We start from the raw sequence: 24501 nt of genomic DNA, 5'->3' as shown, positions 1-24501 counted from the left end.
CCGTGTTGGAGGAGAGCGCCGCAGATGCTCCGTGCATCTGATGTAGGGGCCGCCAGCGTGAGAAGCTGGGGGTCGTCGCCGCGGACTCGAGAACGTCCAGCGGCTGGTCGGAACTTACGTGCGCCTCGCGCGCACCGCCGGTGACAAACGGACTGTAGCAGACAACGCCAGACGCGCGCTTGTTATTCCGCGCACTTCTTCCAGGAGAGCTTGAACGTCGTGCTCACGCTCGAGTCCGTCGAGTCCATGGTCATGAAGCTGGTGTTCCCCTTGCCGGTGACCTTGAGCTCGGCCTCGATCGTCAACGGCTTGCGATCCTTGCACGGCCCGTGCGCAACGCTGTCCGGCCTGTCGGTGACCTGCCAGTTGTCACTCATCGGACTCTGATACGTGTGCATGCGATTCCGCGTGGGAAACCCCGGGAAGTGGTAACTGCTGCGCACGACACCACGCGCCCCGTCCGTCAGATGGGCGAACCCGCGGTGATCCGTGGCCGCGATGCCGTACGCGTACCCCGCCGCGTGGTTGAGCTTGACGGCGATCGTGCAACTCTTCTTGGCCTCGTTGCCGTTGCCCTGCACGAGGAAGTCGCTGTACGTGACCGTGAACGCCTCGTTGTCCTGCGACATGGCCACGGTCGTCGTGCCCTTCGGACAACCCGAGCCGCCGACGCTCACCACCTCGACGGTGACGGGGCCGGGAGGCGGGACGAGCGAAGCAGCCAGCAGAGCCACCACGGCGAGCATCGAGGCCTCCTCACATCGCTGCAGGAGAACCTATCTCGTCGCACAATCCCGCAAACGGCTCAGCAGGGCTCGCGCGTCCTCCCTCATCAGTTCGCTCCAACGGGCGAGGTCGCCCGCCGCCCGGCGCCTGATGTGGTTCGGCACGGTCTCGTCCCACGCCACCGCCCGTGCGATCGCTGCCGCCTTCTCCTGCTGGTCCCGCCGCAGCTCGACCATCGCTCTCGCGCACCACATCCGCACCACGGGGCTGGGTTCGTTCGCACCCATCTCCTGCAGCTCGGTCACCGGCCGCGCGAAATCCACCTTCGCCAAGACCTTCAGCACTTCCATCCGCTGCAGAGGACTCTCGGGACCTAGTCCATTCAGGACGGCCAGAACCTCGCGCTTCGCGGTGGGTTTCAGCTCGTACCACGTGCCCGCCGCCAGCGCCCTCATCGCGGCGGGGAGTTCCTCGTCGCAGGCGAAATTCCGGAGCACCACGAGCGCTCTCTCACGACCCAGGACACCGAGTTCACCCAGGTCTGCGGCCGCACGCCACCGCATCCGCGGATGGATCCGATCGTCAGCCGCGATCTCTTCCAGAACGCGTGCCGCGGCAGCCCTGTCCTCGGCGCGACGGTCGATGAGCGCGAGAGAAGCTTTGCGGCGTGCGGCAGGCAGTGCGTCCGGGTCGTCGCGGACCGCCCGCAACGCCGCCAGATCCTTGGCGACAGCCCAGGCCTTCACCCGCTCTCGCCAGGATCGCGCGAGCAGCAACACCTCCAGCACCTGCGGCCCTGGTGAATCGGAGATCTCGTCAATCAGGAGCGCTGCGGCGAACCGGCGCCGGAAGGGCGCATTCTCGTCCGTCGTCACCCGCATCGCCTCGTCGTACACCTGCTGACGCCTGCCGAGACCGGCGAGGTTCACGCGCGCCTCGGTGGTGTCGAACCGCTCCAGCGCGGCGATCGCTTCCGGCACCAACGACCAGTTCAGCCGGGCAAGGGCTGTCGCCGCACGCACACGTTCACAGGTTCGGCTCTCCGGTGCCGTGATCACCTCGCGCATCGCCGCGACTGCCTCTGAGCAGAGCGGAAGATCGTCCCACATGTCTGCCTTCGGCACCCTCAGATTGATCTCCGCAGTGCGGTCGCGGAGCAGCACCTCCTCGATCTCGGTCATCAACGTCCTCGGCAGACCGGAGACGAGCTTGCGGCAAGCGTCATGCCCGAGCGCGGGATGACGGGCGATCGCGGTCACGGCCGAGAAGAACCAGGCGGGCTGACTGATCATGGGCCTGAGCCAACTTGCTGCGAACGCACGATCGTCGGGGTGCAGATGTGAGTTCTCGACCACGCGCCGCAGCTCTGCGACCACCGCAGCGGCCGAGCGGCGATCCAGCACCATCAGTTCCCGAGCCGCACGGGTGCGAACAGCGATCGGCAGATCGTGATCATCGAGAACCTTGACGTAGGTGTCCTTCGCCCTCGGAACCTCGGCCGGATCGACACCGGCCAGGGACTGCAGGACGACCAAGCTCCCATCCGCATGCAAGTGTCCGTCGACCGAGTGCCGACGCAGTTCCGCAGCGTTGTGCAACGCTATCGCCGCACCCGTTCGTCTGACCCATTCCACATCGGCATCGCTCAGAAGCAGCTGGAACTGTCGCGCGAGGTCGGCTCCGAGGTCGCGTAGCGCGGTGTGCAACTCCTCCCGGTACATGACTCCACAGGCTCTGATCACGAGAGAGACCGCCATGGAGCACATCGACGGGTCATGTCGCATTGCCAGCACTGCCGCGGCTGCGCGCTTTTCGTCGTCGAAGCACTCGTCGCCGACGATCGAGCGCAGCGCGGCGATGACCTCAGGGGTCTTGCCGAGGCCGAGAATCTCCATCCCCTGTACCAGGTTCCACGCTCGCTCTGTCGTCGTGCGTGCATCACGAAGAACGTCGAACAAGGCGTGTGCGCACAGGTCTGCAGAACGTGATCCCTGTGACGCCACGAGCCCAGCCAGATAACTGAAGTCCCAGATCGTGACCTCTGCCGACCGGATGATGGCGGCCAGCCATCTGGCCGCGGTGAGGTCCCAGGCCCTGCCGACGTAGATGAGACCGAGAGCGGACGTCATGCGTTCGCTCATCGGTCGTTCCGGGTCGTCCATGATCGCCGAAAGTGCCTCGCCGGCCGTGCGGATGCACTCCACGTCCCTCGACGAGGCCACCGTGCCGAGTCGGAACATCGATCCCGGGTGTTGCCCTTTCCCGCACATGGCGAGCATTTCAGCAAAAACTCGCTCCTGCAGCCACGTCCCGTTCAGCTCGGCCCAGGCCGTCCACACGGCCTCCAGGTCGAGGTTCCTGGCGGCGATCGAGAGCAGGCAGGAGATCGCGTGCTCGTGCAGTTCCGGCGCGGACTGGATCAAATGACGGGCCAGCCTCCCGCGTACTTCGAACCACACGCTTTCGTCCGCAACCACCGACCGCATCTCTTCGAGCGCTGGCGAACGGTACGGCTCGCCGAGCTTCTCCAAGCACTCCAGCACGGTTGCTCGACTGTGCGACTTCCGCAGCCCTCGGTCAACGAACTGCGCCGCCGCTTCGACACGCAACTCGGATCCCAGATTGGCCATGGCGCCCACCACGAGCCCCAGATCGTGCTCACGGAGTCCGCAATCGTTCAACAACGCCCTGAGATGCGTCACCGCCGTGTCGCGAAAGGCGGGGCCGAGATAGGACAGCTGCGTCGCCAGCACAATGCGGACCTGCGTCAACGACACCGAGGCTGCCAGTTCCGCGGCGATCAGCTCACCCGCCTTCTGACGATGCACCGGTCCGAGATCACCGAGCGCGGCGGCGGCGTCTGCGCGAAAGCGCTCGGGCCAAGCGCGATCCGTGATCATCTCGGTCAGCGCGGCGACCGCGGCAGACAGGCTTTCAGAGCCCAGGGAGGCCAGTCCGAGCGCGGCGTCCCGCCGTCCCTCCGTCGTGTGCACCGGGCTGCGCAGGACCTTCAGAAACGCCTCGGCACACACCTCGTGGAAGTCGATGCTGATTTCCAGCAGACCGGTCGCCACCTCGACCAGGTCCTGCGGCCGTATATCCACATCGGACAGACGTTGCATCAGTGCGTCGACAGCGTGCACGCGTGCGTCTCCGTCGAGGGTGGACAGCACCACGGCGGCCGCACGGCAAGTCGCACCAGTGGCATTCGCGTCCGCGAGCACCGCGCGGAGAACCCGCGCGGCGATTTCTCGTTGGGCCGCACCGCATTGAGCCAAGCCCTCTGCGGCGATCAGGCGGTCCTGCACCGCGGCACCAGGCTCGTCCACCACCACGTGCAGGAATTCGAGGGCCTCACAGGTGGCGGGTCCCCGCACCCGCACCGCCAGCGCGGTGGCTGCTTCGGCCCGGGATCGCCAGGGCGCGTTCGCGTTGCGCATCAGACGGAGCAACCAGGACACGAGGCCGGGGTGGTGGGTGGCGCGGGTGGCCTTGGCCAGAATCTCGCCGGCCGTGTACTGGGTCGTCATCGCCCAGTCCCAGACAGTGGCGAGGAACGACTCCATGAGGTCCACGGATGCGGGCAGGTGGTGTGCCAGCAGGCGGGCGGCCAGCAGGTGCTGGTTGACGTCGCCGGCGTGCAGCCACCTCAGCAGACGGTCGGCCTCGCCGGGGTGCAGCCGGGTGTGGTGCAGCAGGACCTGGCGGGCGAACCGGCCCGACTCCCTCGGGCGCGCGGCGTGCAGAGCGGTGGCGAAGGCGTTCTCGTCGAACTCCGCCGGGAGTTCGCGGGCCAGCGAGGTGGCGGCCAGGTGCTCGGCGAAGCTGTGGTGCAGGAAGGCCAGGTCGTCGCCGCGGACCGCGAACGGACCCACGGACACCAGGAACGTCGTCAGGTCGTCCTGCCAGGTGGGCGAGTCGAGGGTGACGCGGTCGGCCACCCACGTTCGTGCCGCCTCCAGCAGAGACGCCTCGGACTCGAGGCGGGTGCGGGCCAGGTGTTCGAGCAACGGGATCCGGTGCTCCTCGAACGGGGACGACGTGCCGGAGCGGATGTGCGCGAAGTAGGTTTCGTAGAGGGAGTACTGGTTTCCCGGCAGCGGCTGGGAGCTGTGTTCGAAGATGATCGCGGCGATGGTGGCGAGCAACGGAACCTGGACCAGCTCGTCGAGGTGGGCCTCCCGGATCTGCCGCAGGAAGCGGTGCACCTCGTCGGGCTCGAACCAGTTGGTGGCGAAGCGTTTCAGCGCAGCCTCGTCGAACGGCTGGAGCTCGTAGCGGACTGCTCCGATCCGGTGCAGCGGTGCCAGGGCGCCGCCTTCGATCGGGCGCGTGGTCAGCAGCACCCGGTACGTCGACGCCGAGGCCCACGCGGCCAGCGCGCTGACCAGGCGGATCCGGTGTTCGCCATCAGCGACCTCGTCCAGCCCGTCGACGATGAGCAGCCATCGGCAGCCGACCACGCGTTCGGCCAGGATCGCCGCAGAGACCGGCAGTCGCAGCAGTGGGCCGTAGTCCGCGCTGACGCTGTCCGCCAGCGCTTGTCCGAACGGCATGTCGAGCCGCGCGGCGAGACTTCTCGCGGTGAGGCGCAACGGCACCACTGGTTCCGACAGCGGCGGCTCGCCCTCGCCGTTCGCCCAGTGCCCGGCGATGTCGGCGGCCAAACGCAGGCTCAGGGTCGACTTGCCCTGGCCCGGTCCCCCTGTGACCAGGAGGTGAGCATCGCCGTCCATCGCTTCGCGCATCGTGCGGGACGGCGGCCGCGCCCTGATCCGCACCAGGGGTGGCGGTGGGGTGTCGAGCAGGTGCCGGTGATCGTCGATCAGGGAAGTCTGGCGCGCCTGGGCTGGTTGTTCCGGCTCCTCCACGCCGGTACCGAGGTTCTGCCGCACGTACATGGTGTCCAGGGACGGCTTCCGAGCACCTGGGAGGCGGTAGGGAAGCTGGTGGGCCGCCTGCCGTTGTGCCCACAACAGTGCCTGGATCTCCGCAGGCGGCTCCTCCGCCTCGGCCCAGCAGGACGGTGGCGGGCACGATGAGCAGAGCTCCGGCCGGGCGTAGACGTACACGTCGCCGTGGATGGTGTGGGCCTGAACCGCGGTGCCGGAGACGTCGCCGGTGGTGAAGGTCAGGTCGTCTTCCGCCATCGACGGATGGTCCCACGGCAGCGAATGTCATTCCTGGACAAAACAAGGACGTTCAGGCGCCCGCCAGGTCGCCCACCACGTGCAGCACGGTGGGGCGGTCAGCGGTGAAGGCCTTGCGCAGGGCCGCGGCGAACTTGTCCTCGTCGTCCACGGTGAGGCCGTGGCAGTTGAGGCCTTTCGCGACCGCGGCGAAGTCCACGCCGGGCAGGTTCACGCCGTGCACGGGATCGCTGCGGTCGGCCATCTCGCGGCGGATCTCGCCGTAGCCGCCGTTGTCGCAGATGATCACGGGCAGGGGCAGGCGTTCCTGGGCCGCGGTGGCGAGTTCCGGGAGGGTGAACATCACGCCGCCGTCGCCGTGCAGGGCGACGACCTGGCGGTCGGGTGCGCCCAGCTTGGCGCCGATCGCGGCGGGGAGGCCGTAGCCGAGGGTGCCGAAACCCGTGGGGTACAGGAAGCTTGCCGGGCCTGCCAGGGGGAGGTTGGACAAAGTGCCGTAGTAGCAGGCCATTGCGCTGTCGCCGGCGATGATGGCGCCTGGGGACAGGGCTTCCCTCATGGCCTCGACCAGTGGGAGCCAGGGGGCGCCCTGGGTGCGGGCGTGTTTGCGGAAGAGCTTTTGCCAGCGTTCGGCGCGTTTTGTGGCTTCGTGGCCTGCTTTGCCGTTGCCCAGGCGTTGGGTGAGGGCGGTGACGGTGGCCTGGGCGTCGCCGACGAGGCAGTAGTCCGGGAGGGCGTTGGTGATCATCTGGGCCGGGTCGACGTCGATGCGGATCAGGTCGCCGGGGAACTTCAGCGGGCCGTTCCAGAGGTCGGTGGAGGCCAGTTCCGTGCCGATGGCGAGGACCACGTCGCATTCGGCCACGAACTCGGCGACCGCCTTGTGGTGCAGGCCCGCGCCGATGGAGAGGTGGTGGTGTTCGGAGAAGGTGCCCTTGCCGTTGGCGGTGGCGACGACCGGGGCGCCGAGGCGTTCGGCCAGGGCCGTGATCTCCTCGGCTGCGCCCCTGGCTCCGCCGCCGATGATCAGGCCGGGGCGGGTGGAGACGTTCAGGCGGCCGGCGGCAGCGGCGATCGTGACGGCGTCGGCCGGTGGGTGGGCGACGATCACCGGGGGCACGTCGCTGACCTTGTCGACGGTGTCGATCAGGTCGAGCGGGATTTCCAGGTGGGCCGGGCGGGGGCGGCCGGAGGTCATGTGCGCGAACGCCTGTGCCACGGCCAGCGGGATCTCGGCGACGCTGTGGACTCGGTTCGAGTAGCCGATGACGGCTTCGAGGGCGGCGCTCTGGTGGCGGACCTCGTGGAGGGTGCCGTTGCCGCGGCCGGGGTGGCGCAGCGGCATGCCCGGCGAGATGAGGAGCACCGGGACCGAGTCGGAGTAGGACTGGGTGATCGCCGTCATCGCGTTGAGCACGGCCGGGCCGCTCGTGGTGAGGCAGATGCCCGGTTTGCCGGTGACGCGGGCGTAGCCGTCGGCGGCGAAGCCGGCGCCCTGCTCGTGGCGGGGCGTGACGTGGTTGACGTTCTGCTCGGCCAGGTGGCGGTAGATGCCGAGGTTGTGGGTGCCGGGGATGCCGAACACCAGCTCGGTGCCGTGCGCCACGAGGGCGCGGACCAGCGCGTCGCCGCCGCTGAGGCGAGGTGGGGTCATGCTCATGCCACGCGTCGTCCGCTCGTGTCGTTCAACCTGTCACCCGAAGGGATGATCAGCGCGTCGACGGCCAGCACGCCGTCCGGGCCCACGCGCACCGGGTTCAGCTCGATCTCGGACAGGTCCGGTCTGGCGACCAGTGTCGCGGAGATCTGGGCGATGAGCTCGGCCAACGCCGTCACGTCCACCGGCTTCGCGCCGCGCCGGCCGGACAGGAGCGGGGCCAGGACGAGGCGGGCGAGCATTTCCCTCGCCGTGGCGGGAGTCACCGGGGCCAGCTCGATCGCGGTGTCTCTGAACAACTCCGCGTGGATGCCGCCCGCGCCGACGAGGATCACTGGGCCGAACGAGTGGTCCCGCTTCGCGCCGATGATCAGTTCGACGGCGTCCTCGCGCGTGTCCATCTCTTCGAGGACGTAGGTGCCGGGGCCCAGCCTGGCCTCCATCTCCTCGAAGGCCGTGGCCGGGTCGGTCAGGCCGGTCTTCACGCCGCCGTGCTCGCTCTTGTGGGGCAGCCAGTCGGCTTTGAGGACGTACGGGCCGGTCAGGGTGGTCGCCTTGACCTCCGCGGCGCTGGTCACGGCGTGGGCCCTGGGGAACCTGACGAAGCTGAGGAGCTCGCGGGCGGTGAGGTAGCCGGGCTGGTGCGGCAGGCTTGCGCAGGGGTCCCCCCTGAAGGGGTCCCCTGATTCAATTCTCCCAGCCGGCACCGACAATTCCGGCCCGGTCGGAGCGCCGGCAAGCGGCAGGGACAGCGCGCCGGACCGTGCCGCGGCGGCGACGGACAGCGCACCGAGCCGTGCCGCGTCACCGAGCGCAGCCACGACTCGCTCGATCGTGTGCTGCACCGGCACCCCACCCGCACGCAGAGCCCGCACCGCCGCCGAGTCCGCGCACATGCTGTGCACCGCCACGGGAACGCCCGTTTCCCTTGCCAGGGAACAGATCCTGTGCGCGACCGCCACCTCGGCGTCCTCCAGCGAGGGCGTGTCCGCTCCGTAACTGCCGAAGTAGCCGGACAACACGACAGTGTCGACATCGCCCCCGCGCACGAGCACCTCGACCGCGCGGGCGTAGTTCGAGAGGTCCCGCTCCCCCGCGCCGGCGAGGTCGACCGGATTGGACGCCACCGCGGGCAGTCCGTCCACAGAGGACAGCGAAGGCACCGACAACCCGGCGACAGCAGCCAGGTCCGCCGCGATCGCGCCCTGCCCGCCGGAGTCCGAGATGATCCCGACCCGGCACCCCCGCGGCACACCGGACGACACCACCGCCGCCAGGTCCACCACCGCGGCGGGCGTCGACACCCGCACCGCTCCGGCACGGCGGCAGGCCGCGTCCACAACGTCCAAAGAGGACGTCAAAGCCCCGGTGTGTGAGAGAGCGGCCTGCTGAGCAGCCGACGACGACCCGACCGTCAGCAGCACCACCGGTTTCCCGGCCGCGCGCAGCTCCGCCATCGCCGAGACGATCCCCGGCCCGAAGCTCTCCAGGTACACCCCGACGACCGTGGTCAGGTCGTGGGACACCAGGTCCAGCAACGCTTCCGCGGCCGTCACGTCCGCCTGGTTGCCGACCGACACGAACCGCGACACCCCGAGACCCGACTCCGCCGCGAGCCCGGCGATCTCCAGGCCGACCTGCCCGCTCTGCGACACCACGCCCAGCGAGCCGGGTTGGAATCGTCCCCAGGCGAGGTGCAGCGACGTCGCCGCGTCGAACAAGCCCAGGCAGTTCGGTCCGAGAAGGCGCGCACCAGCGTCGCGGATGCGGGAGATCACGCCGTCGTCGATGCCCGCCGGGATGCCGACGAACCCGCGCACCCCGACGGCGAGCGCCTCGTCCACCACGGCGGGCACGTGGGCCGCGGGCACGGCCAGAACCACCAGTTCGGGTGCCTCGGGCAGCTCCGAGAGCGACCGCACGGTCGGCTCCGAGAGAACAGGGCCGCCGGAGCGGTTCACCAGGTGCACGGCGCGGCGGTCACGGCCGATCAGGGCGCCGCGCGCGAGCCAGTGTCCCCACTTGGCGGGGTCGTCGCTGGCGCCCACCACGGCGACGGACGCGGGGTCGGAGAAGATCATCTCGCACCGAGGCCGCGGGAGATGATGAGGCGCTGGATGTCCGAGGTGCCTTCCTCGATCTCCTCGAGTTTCGCGTCCCGCATCCAGCGTTCGACGGGGTATTCGCGCGAGTAGCCGTAACCGCCCAGCGTCTGCACGGCGGCGTGCGTGCACCACATGGCGTTCTCCGAGCCGACGAGCTTGGCCATGGCCGACTCCTGCGCCACGGCGTGCCCCGCGTCGTACAACGTCGCCGCGCGCACGGTCAGCAAATGGGACATGTCGACGCGCGTGGCCATGTCCGCGAGCCGGAACGCCACGGCCTGATGCTGGATGATCGGCACACCGAACTGCACGCGTTCACGGGCGTAGTCGGTCGCGAAGTCCAGAGCCGCCCGCGCGAGGCCCGTCGTGGCGGCGCCGATGAGGATGCGCGACGCGTCGAACGTCCGCATCAGGCCGGCGAATCCCTGCCCCTCGTCGCCGAGCCGGTTCTCCACCGGCACGCGAACGTCGTCGAGGAACACCTCGGCGTTGACGATCGCGCGCTGGCCCATCTTCTGGAACGGCGGCCCGACCGTGAGGCCGGGGGTGTCGCGCGGCACGACGAACGCGGTGACCCCTCGGGAGCGTTTCGCCGGGTCGACGGTGGCGAAGAGCACGAACTGGGAAGCGTAGGGGGCGTTGGAGATCCAGGTCTTCTGCCCGTTGAGGACGTACGAGTCGCCGTCGCGCCGGGCGGACGTCCGGATGCTCGCCGCGTCGCTTCCGCTCTCCGGTTCGGTGACCGCGACGGCGGTGAGCGGCGGCCGATCGGTCCCGAGTGGACTGAGGAACCGCTCCTGCTGCTCGGGCGTGCCGAGGTGCTCGACCGGCGCGCTGAAGAAGCCGTTGGACGTGATCAGGTTGCCGATGCCGATGTCGCCGTGGCACAGCTCCTGCTGGACCAGCACCTGGGTGAGCAGGTCGGTGACGCCGCCGCCCCCGAACTTCTCCGGGATCATGAACGACGTCAGCCCGAGCGCGGACGCCTTGTCCCAGACGTCGAGCGGCGACTCGGTGTCCGCCTCGTCGACGGCCCGCGCTCGCGGACGGATCTCGTTCGCGGCGAACTCCCTGGCCAGTTCGACGAACTGCTCCTGTTCGGCCGTGAGCCGCAGGCCGTCCCTGACGGTCCGCCCCATCTCGCACCCCTAAACTGACTGACGAATCAGTTATTCACGATCCATCGGGCAGCCTAGCTGTGTCAAGACGTATCGGGAGGTGCGCGAACGGGTGATCGGGCGGGCGGTTTCCGGCGTGTTCGTGGCCGACGTGACCAGGCCTGCTCTGAGTTGTCCACAGATCGCCGAACGGTGGGTTGACAAGCACGTTCGGCGGATGCGCGGAACGGCGACCGACCCCATGCACACCCAGCCGTTGCCCGCGGCGCTCATGGCCGAGGCGGTCCGAGCGCGATCAGGGCCGCAAGGCCGCTCGGACGATCTCCAGCGCTTCCTGCGGCGCGAGGCCCAGTTCCGCGGACATCGTCGCGTACTGGGCCGCCGCCGCCCGGATGCGCTCGCGGTTGTTGTCGCCGTTCGCGCTCACCACGGTGCCCGCGCGCCCCCGCGTCTCGACGAGGCCCGCCTCCTCCAGCTCGCGGTAGGCGCGGGCCACCGTGTTGACCGCCAGGCCGAGGTCTTTCGCCAGCGCGCGCACCGTGGGCAGTTTGGCGCCCACCGGCAGCTCGCGGTTCGAGATCGCGTGTGCGTAGTGCACCCGAACCTGCTCGTACGGAGGTGTGTCCCCGTGGTGGTCGATCTTCACTGCGCCCCATCCTCCCCGCATGTAACTACCTCTGTATTGACCAACGGAGGAACGCGGCGGAGGTTGCGGTCGATTCAGCGGATATTGGTCTGGTCCGCGCCCATCTGCACGTACAGCTTGCGCCAGCCCTGGTCGGCTTCGGTCGCCGCTTTGCCGTCGCAGTAGGGCTTTGTGCCGTTCGACGTGTAGTAGCGCAGGATGGATAACGAGACGACGGTGTCCCAATTACCTTCGTCGAAGTACTCCTCCCCCGGTGTCTGCTCCTGGTGCTTCATGCAGGAGATGTCGGACTGCTGTTCATCGTCGAACTGAGCGGTAACCGCCGGATCCGACGAGCACGCGGCCAAGGCGAGCGCCGCCAGCACGATGAGCTTCTTCATGACTCCCTCTCCGAGAACTAACCGGCCAGCGCACGCGTGGCCAGACCGACTCCGACGAACATCACCAGCGCCGCCGTGCCCACCGGCGCGAGGTCCGCGTACCTGCGGAAGCGGGCGAGCCGCGGCCCGAAGCGGTCCCGCAGCGAGACCAGGAGCAGCCCCGCGGCGGTCAGCGTCGCCGCCATGCCGAGGCCGTACGCCAGCACGAGAACGACGCCGAACCACGTGCGGCCCAACGCGATCGCGCCCAGCAGCACCACCAGGGCGGAGGGGGACGGCACCAGGCCGCCCGCCACTCCCATCCCGACGAGCCCCGCCCGGCGGTGCCCATGACCATGGCCGTGTCCGTGACCATGCCCATGTCCGTGGCCGTGCCGCATACGACCACGGGAACGCACCGCCGAGCGGAGCAGCACTCCTCCGATCACCGCGACCAGCAGACCGCTCGCCACGCCGAGCCAGCGCAGAACCGACTCGCCGGCGATCACGCTGGACACGCTGAGCAGCAGCCCCAGCACCAAGACCCCCGCCGTGTGGGTGATGGTGACCGTGGCGCCCACGAGGAGTGCGTCGCGGCGGGTTCCCCTCGAACCCGCCAGATAGGCGGCCATCACGGTCTTGCCGTGGCCGGGCAGCGCGGCATGTGACGCGCCCAGCACCAGAGACAGCAGGACCGCACCGATCCCGACCACCGGGGTGAGATCACCCACCAGGCCGACGGCCGCCTTCGTGGCCTCTCCCAATGCTCCAGGCGGGGCGACCGGGGTCCCCTCACCTGGTTGTGCGACGAACCGCACGGCCCGCACGTCCAGCGGCGAGGACAGCAGGTCTTCCGGATACGCGCGCAGCTCGTTCGTGATCGACTCCGCGGGCGCGCCCGACACCGCGACGTCGACACCGACGACCGTGATCTCGCGCCAGCCCGGTTTGTCGCCGAGGTAGGAGTCGCTGAACGTCACCTCGACCTCGCCGCGCACCGGCAGGACAGCCGTGTACTCGCAAGTCAGGCGCATGGTCGGCAGGCCGGCCTCCCCCGGCGGGCGCACGACGTCCGCGTCGCGCACCTCGAACCGGAGCTTCCGCTCGCCGGCCATGGCGTCCAACGACTTCGCGCGTTCCGTGCACCGCTTGCGCGCGTCGACGAAGTCGCGGTCCTGCAGGGTCGGGATCTCCGCACTGTCCACAACGGACCGCAGCTCGATCCGGTCGGGGAACACCCGCAGGCCGTCGTAGTGGTTCACGCTGAGGTTGCTCAACGGGTGTGCCTGCGCTACGCCGCCCATCAGCAGCATCCCGAACACCACCAACAGCAACAGCCTCATCGCAGGCTCCCCAGGATCGCCGCGCGGTGCCGGAGAACCTCCGGATCCCGCCACCCGAACGCCACCGCCCTGTCCGAGTACGGCAGCGCTTCCGCGGACCGCTTGTTGACGTGCAGAGCCCACGCCATCGCGTCCGCGGTGAAGACGCTCTGCCGCTTCGCCCACTCCTTCTCGGCGAACCGCAACGCCTCCGCCGGGTCACCGTGGTCGGCGGCGATCAGGGCAGCCGTGAGGTCGTCCCCGCCCAGAGCGCGCAGCTGCCGCAACGCGAGGTCGTACTGCGCCCGCGCCTCCTGCGGCCTGCGCGCCTTCTCCAGCGCCCTGCCGTACTTCACTAGGTACTCCGGCGACGGCGCCTTCGCCACAAGCCCGCGATAGGTCTCCAGCGCCTCCTCGTCGGTCCGTCCCTTCAGCTCGTCCAGCTGGAAGCGGCAGAACTCGGCCTCCTCGGGCGAGGAAGCGGACTCCAGTGCCCGCTCCAGTGCCCCGCGCGCGTCGTCCAGGCGGCCGTGCAGCTCGAAGTGGTAGGCGGCGCGGGTGAAGGACGCGACACCCGGCCGCAGGTCCAGCATGCGTTGCAGCGCAACGGACGCACCGGCGTCGTCGCCGAGCTGCGTCAGCGCGTCGACCAGAACTCCCTGGGCCGCAGGGGAGTCCGGGAGGGCCGCCGCGGCGCGCTCGCCCCAGTCGCGGGCAGCGGCGAAGTCGTGCCGGGCGTTGGCCAGCGCACCGCGGCCGATGAACGCCTCACCGTTGCCCTCCGGCTTGAGGCGCAACGACTCGGTCAGCGCGCGCTCGGCACGCGAGTAGTGCTGGGGGTCGAAGGTGACGCGAGCGAGCTCGACGTGCGTGGCACCGAGCTGAGCCCAGGCTGCGGCGTCCTGCGGGGTTCGGCGGAGCTTGGCCTGCAACGATTCCGCGTTGTGCTGCAGGGAAGAGGTCTGCGTGGCTGCGGCGGGTGTCGCCGCCTGCGGGGAGGCACAGGCGGCGACAGCGAGCAAAGCTGCCAGCAGCGGAATGGTTTTCCACATGTCAGGCACCCTCACTCAGCGGGAGTTGACCGCCCGGTTGCTCGGCAGTCCGACGTACGGGAACTTGTCACCGAAGCGAACGTCGTTGGCGTTCACCCGGTCGCCCTTGGCGAGCGCCGGCACGAGCTTGCCGGTCTGCGCCGCGCCCACGACCGCCTGGATCTCGATGTCCACCACGTCGTCGGTGAGCCTGCGGCCGTTCGGGAACCCCTGCAGGTCACCGCCGAGGACGCCGAGCCGGTGCGGGTTGCGCGTGACCGGCGTGGACATGTTGAGCCGCAGCATCTCCGCCGGCGCGAACTTCTTCGGGTCCACGTCGGCGTTGTTCAGCTGCGAGTTGAGATCGGCCTTGATCGGGCCGCCCGCCTTCGTGGTGATCCCGGTCAGGAAGATCTCCACGAGGTCGGCCCTCGGCGTCTTCGGCGCCGGGATGCCGTAGATCGCCTGGATCAGCCGCGCCAGCTCCGGGTCGTTCACCCGGTCCAGCAACGCCTGGACCTTCGCGTCCCCGACGGGTTCGAGCCCGTTGAACGCGTCCTTGATGGCCGCCGACGACACGACCTCGTTCACCAGCGGGTTGCCCAGCCGCGACACCTGCACGAACGGCCCCTGCGGGGTCGCCTTGCCGGGGTCGAGCTTCAGCGTGCGGCGCTCGGTGTCGCTCCACACCCCGATCACGGGGTTGCGCTGCGGGTCGCCCTTGAGCGCCAGCATCGTCTTGGGCACCTGAAGGGCGATGGTGTTGACGTTGTAGCCCATCAGGGTGTCCTGGTTGACCTCCTTCAGGTTTCCGCCGTAGAGGAGGTCGAACACCCTGAGGTCCAGGAAGAACGAGTCCTCCGCCGGTCCGGTGTAGACCTGGCCCTGTCCTCCCATGATCTTCATGGTGGCCTGGTCGCGGATCGCCGCGAAGTTCGGGAACGACGCGGGTCCGGTGTTGGACGGTGCCGCCCTTCCGCCCTTCACCAGCTGGGTGCTCTTGCCCGGCTCGACCAGTTCGAGGTCGTAGTTCTGCCGGAACAACAGGTTCTCGTCGTTGATCGAGGTGACGGGCCCGTTGTTGTAGAGGAAGGTGTTCTTGCCGCGCCGGTCGTCGGTGGTGAACGTGAACCGGAACGTCTTGTCCGGCACCGCGTCGCCGTCGGCGTCGATGTTGATGTCGTACCGGGCGTCCGTGGCCCAGGGGTAAAAGTTGGGGCCACCGCCCGGTTCTTGCAGCCCGAACCAGTTCGCGATGAGCGTGACGGTGTCGGGCTTGTCGGGACTGGTGAAGGCGTAGACGTCGGTGTTGTCCACCGCCGGGTCCGCCGCGATCAACGGGGCTTCGCGGTGGCTGGAGGCCTCGGCCGCCGGTATCGCAGCGGCCGCCGCGACCACGGCTGCGGCGATCGCGCCGCGCCGTAATCGCTTCTTGTTGCTAGTTGGCATTGTCCTGCTCCCTTCCCACGGCCGGGGATTCGGAAGCAGGACGCCTGCCGGTTCGGTCCTATTCCGCGGATTTCGGAGCGACGACCGTGCCCCGAGCGCGCGTTACGACGATCGGCTCAGCGAGCACGTCCGCCGCCGAAGGCCCGCGATCGGGCGCCGAACGGCACACCACGCGGGCCTCGAACTCGATCTCACGCGACCGCTTTCCGATGCGCACCAACGTCGCCGTGGCCTCGATGACGTCACCGGCCTGGATCGGCGCCGCGAACTCGACGGAGCTGTACCCCGCGAACAGCCCCTCGTCGGAGTCCGTGTGGATGAGCAGCTCGGTGGCGACGTCACCGAACATGCCGAGCCCGTACGCGCCGTCGACGAGATTGCCGCCGTAGTGGGCGTGCGAGTGCGGCACGTACCGCCGGTGCGTCACCGAAAAGCCTTCGACCAAAGCCCCGCTCACGCGGCGACCCCCTTCTTCTGCTGCATCGCGTGCACCAGGTAGCTCGCGACCTCACCCGGAGTGGTGCCCCGGGAGAACACCCGATCGACGCCCAGTTCCGCCGCCATCAGCGGATCGAACCGCGGGCCGCCGGCGACGAGCAGCGGGCGCTTGTCCCCCATCGCCTCGCGGAACGCCGCGGACATCTCCTGCGTGTTGAGGATGTGCGCGTCCCGCTGCGTGACGACCTGGGAGATCAGCACGGCGTCGGCCTTCTCGGCGCGGGCACGGCGGACGAGTTCGGGAACGCTCACCTGCGCGCCGAGGTTCACGACCTTCAGCTCGCGGTAGTACTCGAGGCCCTTCTCGCCCGCGAAGCCCTTGATGTTGAGGATCGCGTCGATGCCGACGGTGTGCGCGTCCGTGCCGATGCAGCCGCCGACCACGACGAGCTTGCGCCGCAACACCTTCTTGAGCGTCGTGTTGACCTCGGCCGGGCTCAGCAGCGGGTACTCGCGCTCGACGACCTTGACCTCGTCGAGGTCCACGAGGTGCTTCACCGAGCCGTAGACGACGAAGAACGTGAAGTCGTCGCCGATCGGGTGCGAGTGGACCACCATCGCGGGGTCCATGCCCATCTTGTTCGCGAGCTGCTGCGCCGCGCCGTCCGCCTTGGGGCCGAAGGGAATCGGCAGCGTGAACGACGTCTGGATCATGCCGTCGCCGGTGGTGTCGCCGTACGGCCGCACGTACCTCTTGGTCTCGGTCACCGGCCCGCCTCCAGCATCTCGCTCGCGGGGTTGAAGTACCCCTCCGCCTTCTCCACGACGCCGTCCGCGCCCTTGCCCTGGTCCGCAGGGCGCTTCATCAGGCCGAACGTGCCGTCGGCGATCGCGTTGAGCAGGCCGTCGTCGACGATGCGCTCCAGCAGGTCGACGGCCTCGCCGAGCACCTGGTGGGCGCGCTTGACGATGAGGCCGTCCGGGGCCGGGCGGAAGTCCTCTGCGAGGTTGCCCGCCGCGTTGAGCACGTACCGCACGTTCTGCAGCGCGAGGTCGCGGTCGGACAGGAACGGCGTCACAACAGCTTCCGTCATCATGCCGACGAGCAGAATGGACTGTCCCGTTAGGACACCCGCGAGGTTGAAGAACCCGTCCAGCAGATAGCCGTTGAAGACGTCGCCGGTCATGTGCTTGGTCGGCGGCATCCACTTCAGCGGCGCGTCGGGGAACAGTTCGCGCGCGAGCAGGGCGTGGGCGAGCTCCAGCCGGAACGAGTCCGGCACCTTCGGGTTGATCTCGAAGGCGTGACCGAGGCCCAGCAGGTGGTCGGGCAGTCCCGCCTCGTGGGCGAAGTGCTCGTTGAGCAGCTGGGAGACCGTGACGGTGTGCGCGGCGTCGACGGCGTCCGCGGTGGTGAGGTAGTTGTCCTCGCCGGTGTTGATGATGATGCCCGCGCGGGCGTGGACCTGGCGGGAGAAGCGCTGGTCGACGAACGTGCGGATCGGGTTGATGTCGCGGAACAGGATGCCGTACATCGAGTCGTTCAACATCATGTCGAGCCGCTGGAGCCCGGCCAGGACAGCGATCTCCGGCATGCACAGGCCGGACGCGTAGTTGGTCAGCCGCACGTACCGGCCGACCTCCTTCGACACGTCGTCGAGCGCCGCGCGCATGATCCGGAAGTTCTCCTGCGTGGCGTAGGTGCCCGCGAACCCGTGGTGCGTGGCGCCTTCCGGCACGTAGTCGAGCAGCGACTGACCGGTCGAGCGGATCACGGCGATGATGTCGGCGCCCGCGCGGGCCGCGTTCTGGGCCTGCACGACGTCTTCGTCGATGTCGCCGGTCGCGACGATCAGGTAGATCCACGGGCGCTGGGCGGGGTCGCCCCACTTGGCCACGAGCTTGTCGCGCTGCGCCCGGTTGCGGTCAACCGTCTTGATGCCCTTGGCGACGGCGGACGTGGCGGCCTTCTTCGCCGCGGTCAGCTCCTTGCCGGTCGGGAGCTTGAACTGGATCTGGCCCGCCGCCGTGGCTTCCGCGAGCTCGGTGAGGGTGCCGAGGTTGTGCTCCTTGAGCGCGTGGAACGCCGGGAGCACCACGCCGTGTTCCAGACCGCACTGCTCGCGGACCGTGTCGATCACGCGGTTGACCCACGGCACGTCACCGGCGCGGTGGGTGGAGTCCGCGCCGGTGATGCCGGCCAGGCGAAGGGTGGCGCGCTCGACGGCAACGGTGGTGTGCGCCTTCGCGATGGACACCACCGGTTCGGCCGCCCGCGCCGCGAGTGCGCGCGCGGTGGCGACGACCTTGGGGTCGAGGTCGAGCAACGCCATGAAGTCACTTCCTCTCGTAGATAGTCCGGCCGTTCAGCACGGTCCGCACGCAGACGGGCGCGGGACCGGTGAGGTCAGGCAGTCCGGGCACACCGGAACGCGGGTCGAGGGACCAGCGCTGCACGCGTGAGTCGGAGCCCGCGACGACGAGGTCGCCGGTCTCCCACACCGCGTACGTCGCGGGCGCGCCGGGCTGCAACGTGCCGGTCAGCCCGTCGTCCACGCCCGCAGCACGCCAGCCACCACGCGTGTGAGCGGTGAAGGCCGCGCGAGGCGAGACGCCGAAGCCCTCGGTGCGGTGGTGCACCGCGGCGCGCACGGCAGCCCACGGGTCGATGGCGGTCACCGGGGCGTCCGAGCCGAACGCCAGCACGACACCCGCGGCGGCCAAGCGGGAAAAGGGGTTGAGCCCCACTCCGCGCTCCGCCCCGAGGCGCTGGGCGTACATCCCGGCCGGACCGCCCCACTCCGCGTCGAAAAGGGGCTGGACCGAGGCGATGACACCCCACCCGGCCAGCTTCTCGGCCTGTTCGGCGGTGACCATCTCGACGTGTTCGAGACGGTGGCGGGCACTCGCGAGGGCGGGCGTGCCGAGGGCCTTCTCGGCGATGGTGAAGCCCTCGACCACGGCGGCCATCGCGGCGTCGCCGATGACGTGGAAGCCCGCCTGCACGCCCAGTTCGGTGCACTTGATCAGGTGGTCGGCGATCTGCTGACCGCTCAGGTAGAGCGCGCCGGACGTGTCGGCGTCGGCGTAGGGCTCGGTCAGCGCGGCGGTGCGCGAACCGAGCGCGCCGTCGACGAAGTGATCGCCCGCCAGACCACGGACCTGCACCGACGGCAGCTCGTGCGCGCCCCAGTAGGCCACGACCTCGGGGCCCTCGGTGTGCGCGAGGAGTTCACGCAGGTCGTCCTCGCCGGAGATGTCCGGGCCCGCGCACTCGTGCACCGACGCGATGCCCATCGAGGCAGCGTGGCGCAGGAACGCTCGTTGCGCGGCCTGACGTTGTTCGGACGTGATGGCGGCTTTGGCCGTGCCACGCACGTGGTGGTGGGCGGCACGCGAGAGAGGACCGTCCTCCGAGAAGCCGTCGGCCGTGCGGGCCTCGTCGGTGATCAGGTCCGACGAGACGAGTGCCGAGTGCACGTCGATGCGCGACAGGTAGACCGTCTTGCCCGCGGCGGCGTCGTCGATCTCCTTGCGCGTGGGCGGGCGGTTCTCCTGCCAGCGCGTCTCGTCCCAGCCGTGGCCCCAGACCAGCGGACCCTCGGCGTCACGGACCTGCTGCAGCAGTTCCTCCACAGAGGACGTGCGGGTCAGGTCGAGGCCGGTCAGCAGCAGGCCGGCGCTCGTGGCGTGGACGTGGGCGTCGACGAACGCGGGCGCGACGAAGGCACCGTTCAGCTCGATGACCTCGGCATCGGGGTGCAGCGCACGGCCGACCGAGTCCTGTCCGATCCACACGACGACGCCGTCCGTGACGGCCATGGCCGTCGCATCCGGTGCGTAGATGCGGCCGCCGACCAAAAGTTGCGTACTCACGTCACGCAGTCTGCCGTTGCTCGAACAGCGCCCGCACACCCGGCTGGGTCCGGACCAGGTCCAACGCGAACGCGGCGTGACCGGGCACATAGCCGTTGCCGACCAGCATCTCCACGTCCGCCGCCAGACCCTCGGCGCCGAGTGCCGCGGCACTGAACGAGGTCGCCATCGAGAAGAAGATCACGGTGCCACCATCCGCGGTCGCGAGGATGGCGCCGTGCTCGCACCCCGGCACGTCCACACACACGACCGTGACATCGACCTGCTTGCCGACCGCCTCGGCAACGGCCACCGGGTTGCGCGCGTCGGCGATCACGACCTCGTCCGCGAGCCCCGACTTGCGCACCTGGTCAGCTTCCTTCTCGGTCGGCACGAGAGCGACCAGACGTGACGCACCGGCCTGACGCGCGGCCGCGAGAGAGAGCGAACCGGACTTGCCGCCACCGCCGAGAACCAGCACTTCGGCGCCGGGGTGCCTGCGCACGACGCGGTCGGTGAGCGCCGGAGCACCGCACACGTCCATGACGGACAGCGCCAGCTCGTCGGACATGTCATCGGGCAACACGGCCGCGATCGACCGCCCGAACAGCACCGCGGTCCCCCGGCACGGCACCTGCTCGTCCTCGCCGTCCCAGTCCTGCAGGCCGTCGTTGATCTTCAACGGCGTGAGGGTGAGGCTGACCAGCGTCGCGATCCGGTCGCCGGCCTTGAGACCCAGCGGCGACTCGGGCCCGACCTCGAGCACCGTGCCGAGCAGCATGCCGCCCGAGCCGGTGACGGGGTTCTGCATCTTGCCGCGCTCAGCCACGATGTCGAGCACCGCCTGCCGGACGGCCGCACCGCTGCCGTGCTGCTCCCTGAGCTGCCGGAACGACGCCGCGTCCAGGTTGAGCCGCTCGACGGCGACGATCACCTCGTCGGCCGCCGGCACGGGGTCCGCGTCCAGCCGCCACGCCTGCTGGGGCAGCACACCCGCGGGCTCGAGGACGCGGTGCAGTCCGTACGCGCTCACCTGAAAATCCTTCGGTCGACGACGCTGTCTCGACAATATCTTCACGTGAACCGCTAAGATCCCGCAAGCATCACTTGACGATCCGGGTCACCACCCCGCGTCCGAGCGTGCTGCCGAATCTGGAGCCAACCGTGATCGACACGGGCTTGCTCACTTCGAACAGCACGACGATCGTGCCGCTTCCAGTCCCTGTGAACATGCCCAGCACCGACGCACTCCCCTGCCGGGACCCGAAGCTGATGTTCACCGACTGAGGAGTCTGGCCTTCGCGCGCCATGAGCACCGCGCGAAACTGCGTGCACACAGTTGGATCATCCTCGATCCTCGGCTCGCGTACCTGTTGCTGGATGAGGTCGGCCAGCTCGAGGACCTTTTCGCCGGAATCCGCGCGAACGGTCGGCGCATTGGGGAAGTCATCAGCCAGGAGACCCAGCGACGGCACGTCGTGGAGACCTGCGGCCACGGCGTGCCGTACACCTATCGACCTCGCAACAGCGGCGTGTTCCTTCACTATCATCGTCGGCGCTCCGTCATCGATCGCCACGACGCAGTCCACCGGAATGACCGAAGTGATCAAGTACTTGACCGGATCCGCGTCGACCACCTCGAAAGGCTCTTTGCCGAAGCCCGCCCGCAGAATCTTGGCGAAGGCGGTCATCTCGTCGCTCGGGTAGCCCAGCAACAGGACCGTGAAGCCAGTCGCCAGGGCGTGCAACTCGCCCACCTCCGGGTTGCCCCGGTCCAGTTCCAGCGCCTTCTCGGCGCACACCCGCGCCTTCACCCAGGAGCCCGCGGCGCGCCAGCTGTGTCCGATTCTGAGCAATAGTTCCGCAGCCGTCGCCGGAGGCGCGTGCGTGACCAGCGCGTCCCAATGAGGCTGCAGACGTTCGAGCTGTTGCTGGTCCACGGACACCGGCAGCTGATTCACCGGCTTGAGGTACGTCAACGCCTCCGGTGACTCCAGCGCGAACCTCCGCACCACCGGATTCACGTCGAAGTCACCGGACACGAGCTCGACCAGTGACATTCGCACCAGATCGGCGACAGCTCGTTCGAACTCCATCTCGTTGCCACGAACCATGCTCATGACCAGTTCGCGCGGAATCGGCGGTGAACCCAGCATCGACATCGCCTGCAGCACCGCGAGTGACCTGGCGCCCCTCTCTGCCAGGCGCTCGAACGCGTCTGACAGCGCTGCCGACAGCGAAAGGTTGTCGTACCGCACGACGGCGGTCCCATGTTCGGCGAGTGAGCGCAGGTAGTCGCCGACTGACCGGCCAGAACCGAACAGGTCCTCCTTGGCGCATGCGAGCGCCAACGGCAGGTCGCCGAGCGCCTCTGCGAGTGAGTCCGCTTCCGGCACGCCGAGGAACGCCACCGATTCCGCTCTGGAGAACGGCCCGACCTCCACCATCGCGGCGTGGGCATCCCAATCTCTGTCGCAGGAAGTGACGATGATCCTGCCGGTGTCGGCCGAGTGCCGAATGGCCTTGATGGCATCGGCATTGGCATCGAAGCCGTCGTAGATCAGCAGGAACCGACCCGTCAACGCGAGCTGGCCGATCACGCGATCCGGGGTGACGGAGAGTCGCTTGGCGAGCGCTGCGATGTCCTCGTGGCGGGTAGCGGCTCGGATGAGCCACACGACACGGAAGTCGGCAAGACGGCTTCTGGCGTACTGCAGTGCGAGCGTGGTCTTGCCGCTGCCCGGCATGCCGACAAGCGCCGTGGTCGGTGCCGTCACTCCGCTGAGCAACTCGTCGCGCGGTACGAGGCCGCCCGGGACCGTCGGAAGATTGGTGATCGTCTGGGGCCCAGATTCTCCCCAACCGAGCGGCACGTAAGGAATGCGCGACAGCACGGCGGCCCGCATTTCATCCGGCGTCATACCCGCCACGTCCAGGTATCCATAGCCGCGCCGGGCCAGTTCGGCAGGCGGCTCGCCTCCGTCCACCTTCACGACCACCAACGGTTCCCCGCTCATGGCGGCTGCCGTCAACACACGTTCGGCTGACAGCGCCTCGGCAGACGCGTTCGACCACACGATGATCGAGAGGTCGTATGTCGCGTCTCTGCTGTACCCAGGAGTGGTCACAACGACGTGTCGTCCCGTGCTGCGCACGACGTTCGCGATTTGCTCGCCCCATTCCCAGTCCCGGCGCATGCAGATCACCAAGGCGGTGCGCCGGACCGGTGGGACCGGTTCGTCGATCGCGGTCACCGTGTCGACGATCGACAGGTAGGTCTCGATCGCCACCCCCGTGAACGTGTCCCGATCGCTCAACCGGACGTTGAAGAGTGCCGCCAAGCCCGGATAACGATCGGAGAACCGCTCGACCTGGGCGCTCAGCGCGCCATCGACATTCCCGTCCGGATGCCGGTATGCCCGTTCCAGCCGCGCCAGCAGTGAGTGATCGTTCACCGCGGCCCGGTAGACCTGCCGGAACTGGGCCTGGATCACGACGAGCTTCGCGAGCACCGGCGGCACGGGCTCCTGGTCCGCCGAGAACAGTTCCTTCAACAGCGTGAACGCCTGCACACTCCGTTTGATCCGTCTGGGGTTGTAGGGCGGGGTGCCTCGCAGGATGGGCAGGCACGCCAGCACGTCGGGGTCCGACGAAATGCTGCGGATGTACGATTCGACGCGTCCCTCGGCGGGCGGTGGCAGCGAGTAGGGCAGCTGAACGATCTTCTCGAAGAACGTCTCCCCCAGCTCGCCCACCGAGGGCAGGTCCTTGTACTTGACCCGGATCGCGTGCTCGATGACATCCCTGTCCACCGCGAGCAGGAAGACGCAGCCGGGTTCGTCGAGGAAGAGCTTGACGGTCTCGATGATCTGCAGCGTCTGTTCCGGCAGGCACCGGTCCAGGTCGTCGATGATCACGACGAGGGGCTTCTTCCGGTAGACGACGGCCAGCACGCCCTGGAATTCGGCGGTGAAGTCGTCCAGCAGCGCCGTCTGCGAACGGTGGAGCTGGCGGCGGCGGAACGCGCCCAGGTCGGCGCCGAGCTTCACGTCGAACAGCTTCAGCAGTGCCTCCGGTTTCGTGCCCAGCGCGGCGATCACTCCGACCAGCACGCGAGACCAGGGCTCGGCGAGCAGCGAGCCGCCGGCCAGCCAGCCGGTCACCGGGTTGCCGGCGACCGGGACCAGACTGATCGCCATCAGGATCAGCACCGTGAGCGTCGCGATCTTGAAGCCGACGGCGAGGAGCTTGCGGAAGAGCTCCCAGAAGCCCGCGCCGAAGTCGATCGACCGCAGCCAGATCCGCAGGCGCACGTCCGGAACCCGGTACCACGGAACCGATCTGCGGGCGTCGCGCACGATCTTCTCGATCAGGGCGGCCCACAGGTTGTCGTCGCGGGCGTACTTCCAGGCGTTGAACCAGATGGGCCGCACACCCGACGGCTCCAGTGCCTTCTCGACCAGCTTCAGGAACGTGGTCTTGCCGCTGCCCCACTCGCCGTAGACGCCGATGGTCCACGGCGTGGTGGAGCGGTCGGTGGCGGCGATGGTCCTGGCCAGCGGGATGGCGAACCGGTCGAAGCCGAGTTCGTCGTCCGAAGTGGGCGTGTCGGGCACCGGCATGCTCGTTAGTCGCACACGCCCGT

16 protein-coding genes are annotated in these 24501 nt (G+C 68.9%); all 16 read right to left on the bottom strand.

Translation table 11 applies throughout. The features are described from left to right. Window positions 1-182 precede the first annotated feature (182 nt). Window positions 183-746 carry a DUF4360 domain-containing protein gene (locus IEZ09_RS16490; protein ID WP_189254585.1) on the bottom strand — a complete coding sequence of 188 codons (564 nt, stop codon included), beginning with the start codon at window positions 744-746 and terminating at the stop codon, window positions 183-185. Window positions 747-776: 30 nt separating this feature from the next. Beyond that, window positions 777-5876, bottom strand: a complete 5100-nt coding sequence (locus tag IEZ09_RS16485; RefSeq protein ID WP_189254584.1) for an NACHT domain-containing protein — start codon at window positions 5874-5876, stop codon at window positions 777-779. 52 nt (window positions 5877-5928) lie between these two features. Beyond that, window positions 5929-7530 carry a thiamine pyrophosphate-binding protein gene (locus IEZ09_RS16480; protein ID WP_189254583.1) on the bottom strand — a complete coding sequence of 534 codons (1602 nt, stop codon included), beginning with the start codon at window positions 7528-7530 and terminating at the stop codon, window positions 5929-5931. 2 nt (window positions 7531-7532) lie between these two features. Beyond that, window positions 7533-9614 carry an acetate--CoA ligase family protein gene (locus IEZ09_RS16475; protein ID WP_189254582.1) on the bottom strand — a complete coding sequence of 694 codons (2082 nt, stop codon included), beginning with the start codon at window positions 9612-9614 and terminating at the stop codon, window positions 7533-7535. Next, window positions 9611-10777 (bottom strand): acyl-CoA dehydrogenase family protein, encoded by a 1167-nt coding sequence (locus IEZ09_RS16470; RefSeq protein ID WP_189254581.1) that lies wholly within the window; start codon window positions 10775-10777, stop codon window positions 9611-9613. The genes IEZ09_RS16475 and IEZ09_RS16470 overlap by 4 nt, the downstream gene beginning before the upstream one ends. Before the next feature lie 274 nt (window positions 10778-11051). Then, the gene (locus tag IEZ09_RS16465; RefSeq protein ID WP_229812617.1) at window positions 11052-11402 is read right to left on the bottom strand and encodes a GntR family transcriptional regulator; all 351 of its coding nucleotides are present in this window, start codon (window positions 11400-11402) and stop codon (window positions 11052-11054) included. Between the two features lie 74 nt (window positions 11403-11476). Further along, entirely contained in the window at window positions 11477-11782 is a 306-nt protein-coding gene (locus tag IEZ09_RS16460) for a hypothetical protein (RefSeq protein WP_189254579.1), read from the bottom strand. A 17-nt stretch (window positions 11783-11799) separates the two neighbouring features. Continuing rightward, window positions 11800-13104 (bottom strand): nickel/cobalt transporter, encoded by a 1305-nt coding sequence (locus tag IEZ09_RS16455; RefSeq protein ID WP_189254578.1) that lies wholly within the window; start codon window positions 13102-13104, stop codon window positions 11800-11802. Next, window positions 13101-14135, bottom strand: a complete 1035-nt coding sequence (locus tag IEZ09_RS16450; RefSeq protein WP_189254577.1) for a tetratricopeptide repeat protein — start codon at window positions 14133-14135, stop codon at window positions 13101-13103. Before IEZ09_RS16450 ends, IEZ09_RS16455 begins: the two co-directional genes overlap by 4 nt. Window positions 14136-14150: 15 nt before the next feature. Beyond that, window positions 14151-15563 (bottom strand): DUF4331 domain-containing protein, encoded by a 1413-nt coding sequence (locus tag IEZ09_RS16445; protein ID WP_189254576.1) that lies wholly within the window; start codon window positions 15561-15563, stop codon window positions 14151-14153. Window positions 15564-15621: 58 nt separating this feature from the next. Then, the gene (kal, locus tag IEZ09_RS16440) at window positions 15622-16020 is read right to left on the bottom strand and encodes a 3-aminobutyryl-CoA ammonia lyase (protein WP_109641409.1); all 399 of its coding nucleotides are present in this window, start codon (window positions 16018-16020) and stop codon (window positions 15622-15624) included. Then, window positions 16017-16769, bottom strand: coding sequence for a lysine 5,6-aminomutase subunit beta (gene kamE / locus IEZ09_RS16435; protein WP_189254575.1), 753 nt, complete (start codon window positions 16767-16769; stop codon window positions 16017-16019). Before kamE ends, kal begins: the two co-directional genes overlap by 4 nt. Next, window positions 16766-18334 carry a lysine 5,6-aminomutase subunit alpha gene (kamD, locus tag IEZ09_RS16430; protein ID WP_189254574.1) on the bottom strand — a complete coding sequence of 523 codons (1569 nt, stop codon included), beginning with the start codon at window positions 18332-18334 and terminating at the stop codon, window positions 16766-16768. The genes kamE and kamD overlap by 4 nt, the downstream gene beginning before the upstream one ends. Before the next feature lie 4 nt (window positions 18335-18338). Further along, the gene (locus IEZ09_RS16425; RefSeq protein ID WP_229812642.1) at window positions 18339-19886 is read right to left on the bottom strand and encodes an amidohydrolase; all 1548 of its coding nucleotides are present in this window, start codon (window positions 19884-19886) and stop codon (window positions 18339-18341) included. Further along, on the bottom strand, window positions 19879-20889 hold the full coding sequence (gene kdd, locus IEZ09_RS16420; protein WP_189254572.1) for an L-erythro-3,5-diaminohexanoate dehydrogenase: 1011 nt from the start codon (window positions 20887-20889) through the stop codon (window positions 19879-19881). Before kdd ends, IEZ09_RS16425 begins: the two co-directional genes overlap by 8 nt. A 70-nt stretch (window positions 20890-20959) precedes the next feature. Continuing rightward, window positions 20960-24472: a P-loop NTPase fold protein gene (locus IEZ09_RS16415; protein ID WP_189254571.1), complete on the bottom strand. Its 3513-nt coding sequence runs from the start codon at window positions 24470-24472 to the stop codon at window positions 20960-20962. Between the last annotated feature and the right edge of the window lie 29 nt (window positions 24473-24501).

The organism is Lentzea flava, assembly GCF_014648475.1.
Taxonomy (GTDB): Bacteria; Actinomycetota; Actinomycetes; order Mycobacteriales; family Pseudonocardiaceae; genus Lentzea; species Lentzea flava.
This window is presented reverse-complemented; position numbering and strand designations above follow the sequence as displayed.

Excerpts from the sequence above, each read along its gene's own strand:
- IEZ09_RS16490 (WP_189254585.1), bottom strand. The coding sequence starts at position 746 with ATGCTCGCCGTGGTGGCTCTGCTGGCTGCTTCGCTCGTCCCGCCTCCC.
- IEZ09_RS16445 (WP_189254576.1), bottom strand. The coding sequence starts at position 15,563 with ATGCCAACTAGCAACAAGAAGCGATTACGGCGCGGCGCGATCGCCGCA.
- IEZ09_RS16480 (WP_189254583.1), bottom strand. The coding sequence starts at position 7,530 with ATGACCCCACCTCGCCTCAGCGGCGGCGACGCGCTGGTCCGCGCCCTC.
- IEZ09_RS16450 (WP_189254577.1), bottom strand. The coding sequence starts at position 14,135 with ATGTGGAAAACCATTCCGCTGCTGGCAGCTTTGCTCGCTGTCGCCGCC.
- IEZ09_RS16470 (WP_189254581.1), bottom strand. The coding sequence starts at position 10,777 with ATGGGGCGGACCGTCAGGGACGGCCTGCGGCTCACGGCCGAACAGGAG.
- IEZ09_RS16455 (WP_189254578.1), bottom strand. The coding sequence starts at position 13,104 with ATGAGGCTGTTGCTGTTGGTGGTGTTCGGGATGCTGCTGATGGGCGGC.
- IEZ09_RS16475 (WP_189254582.1), bottom strand. The coding sequence starts at position 9,614 with ATGATCTTCTCCGACCCCGCGTCCGTCGCCGTGGTGGGCGCCAGCGAC.
- kamD (WP_189254574.1), bottom strand. The coding sequence starts at position 18,334 with ATGGCGTTGCTCGACCTCGACCCCAAGGTCGTCGCCACCGCGCGCGCA.
- IEZ09_RS16485 (WP_189254584.1), bottom strand. The coding sequence starts at position 5,876 with ATGGCGGAAGACGACCTGACCTTCACCACCGGCGACGTCTCCGGCACC.
- IEZ09_RS16460 (WP_189254579.1), bottom strand. The coding sequence starts at position 11,782 with ATGAAGAAGCTCATCGTGCTGGCGGCGCTCGCCTTGGCCGCGTGCTCG.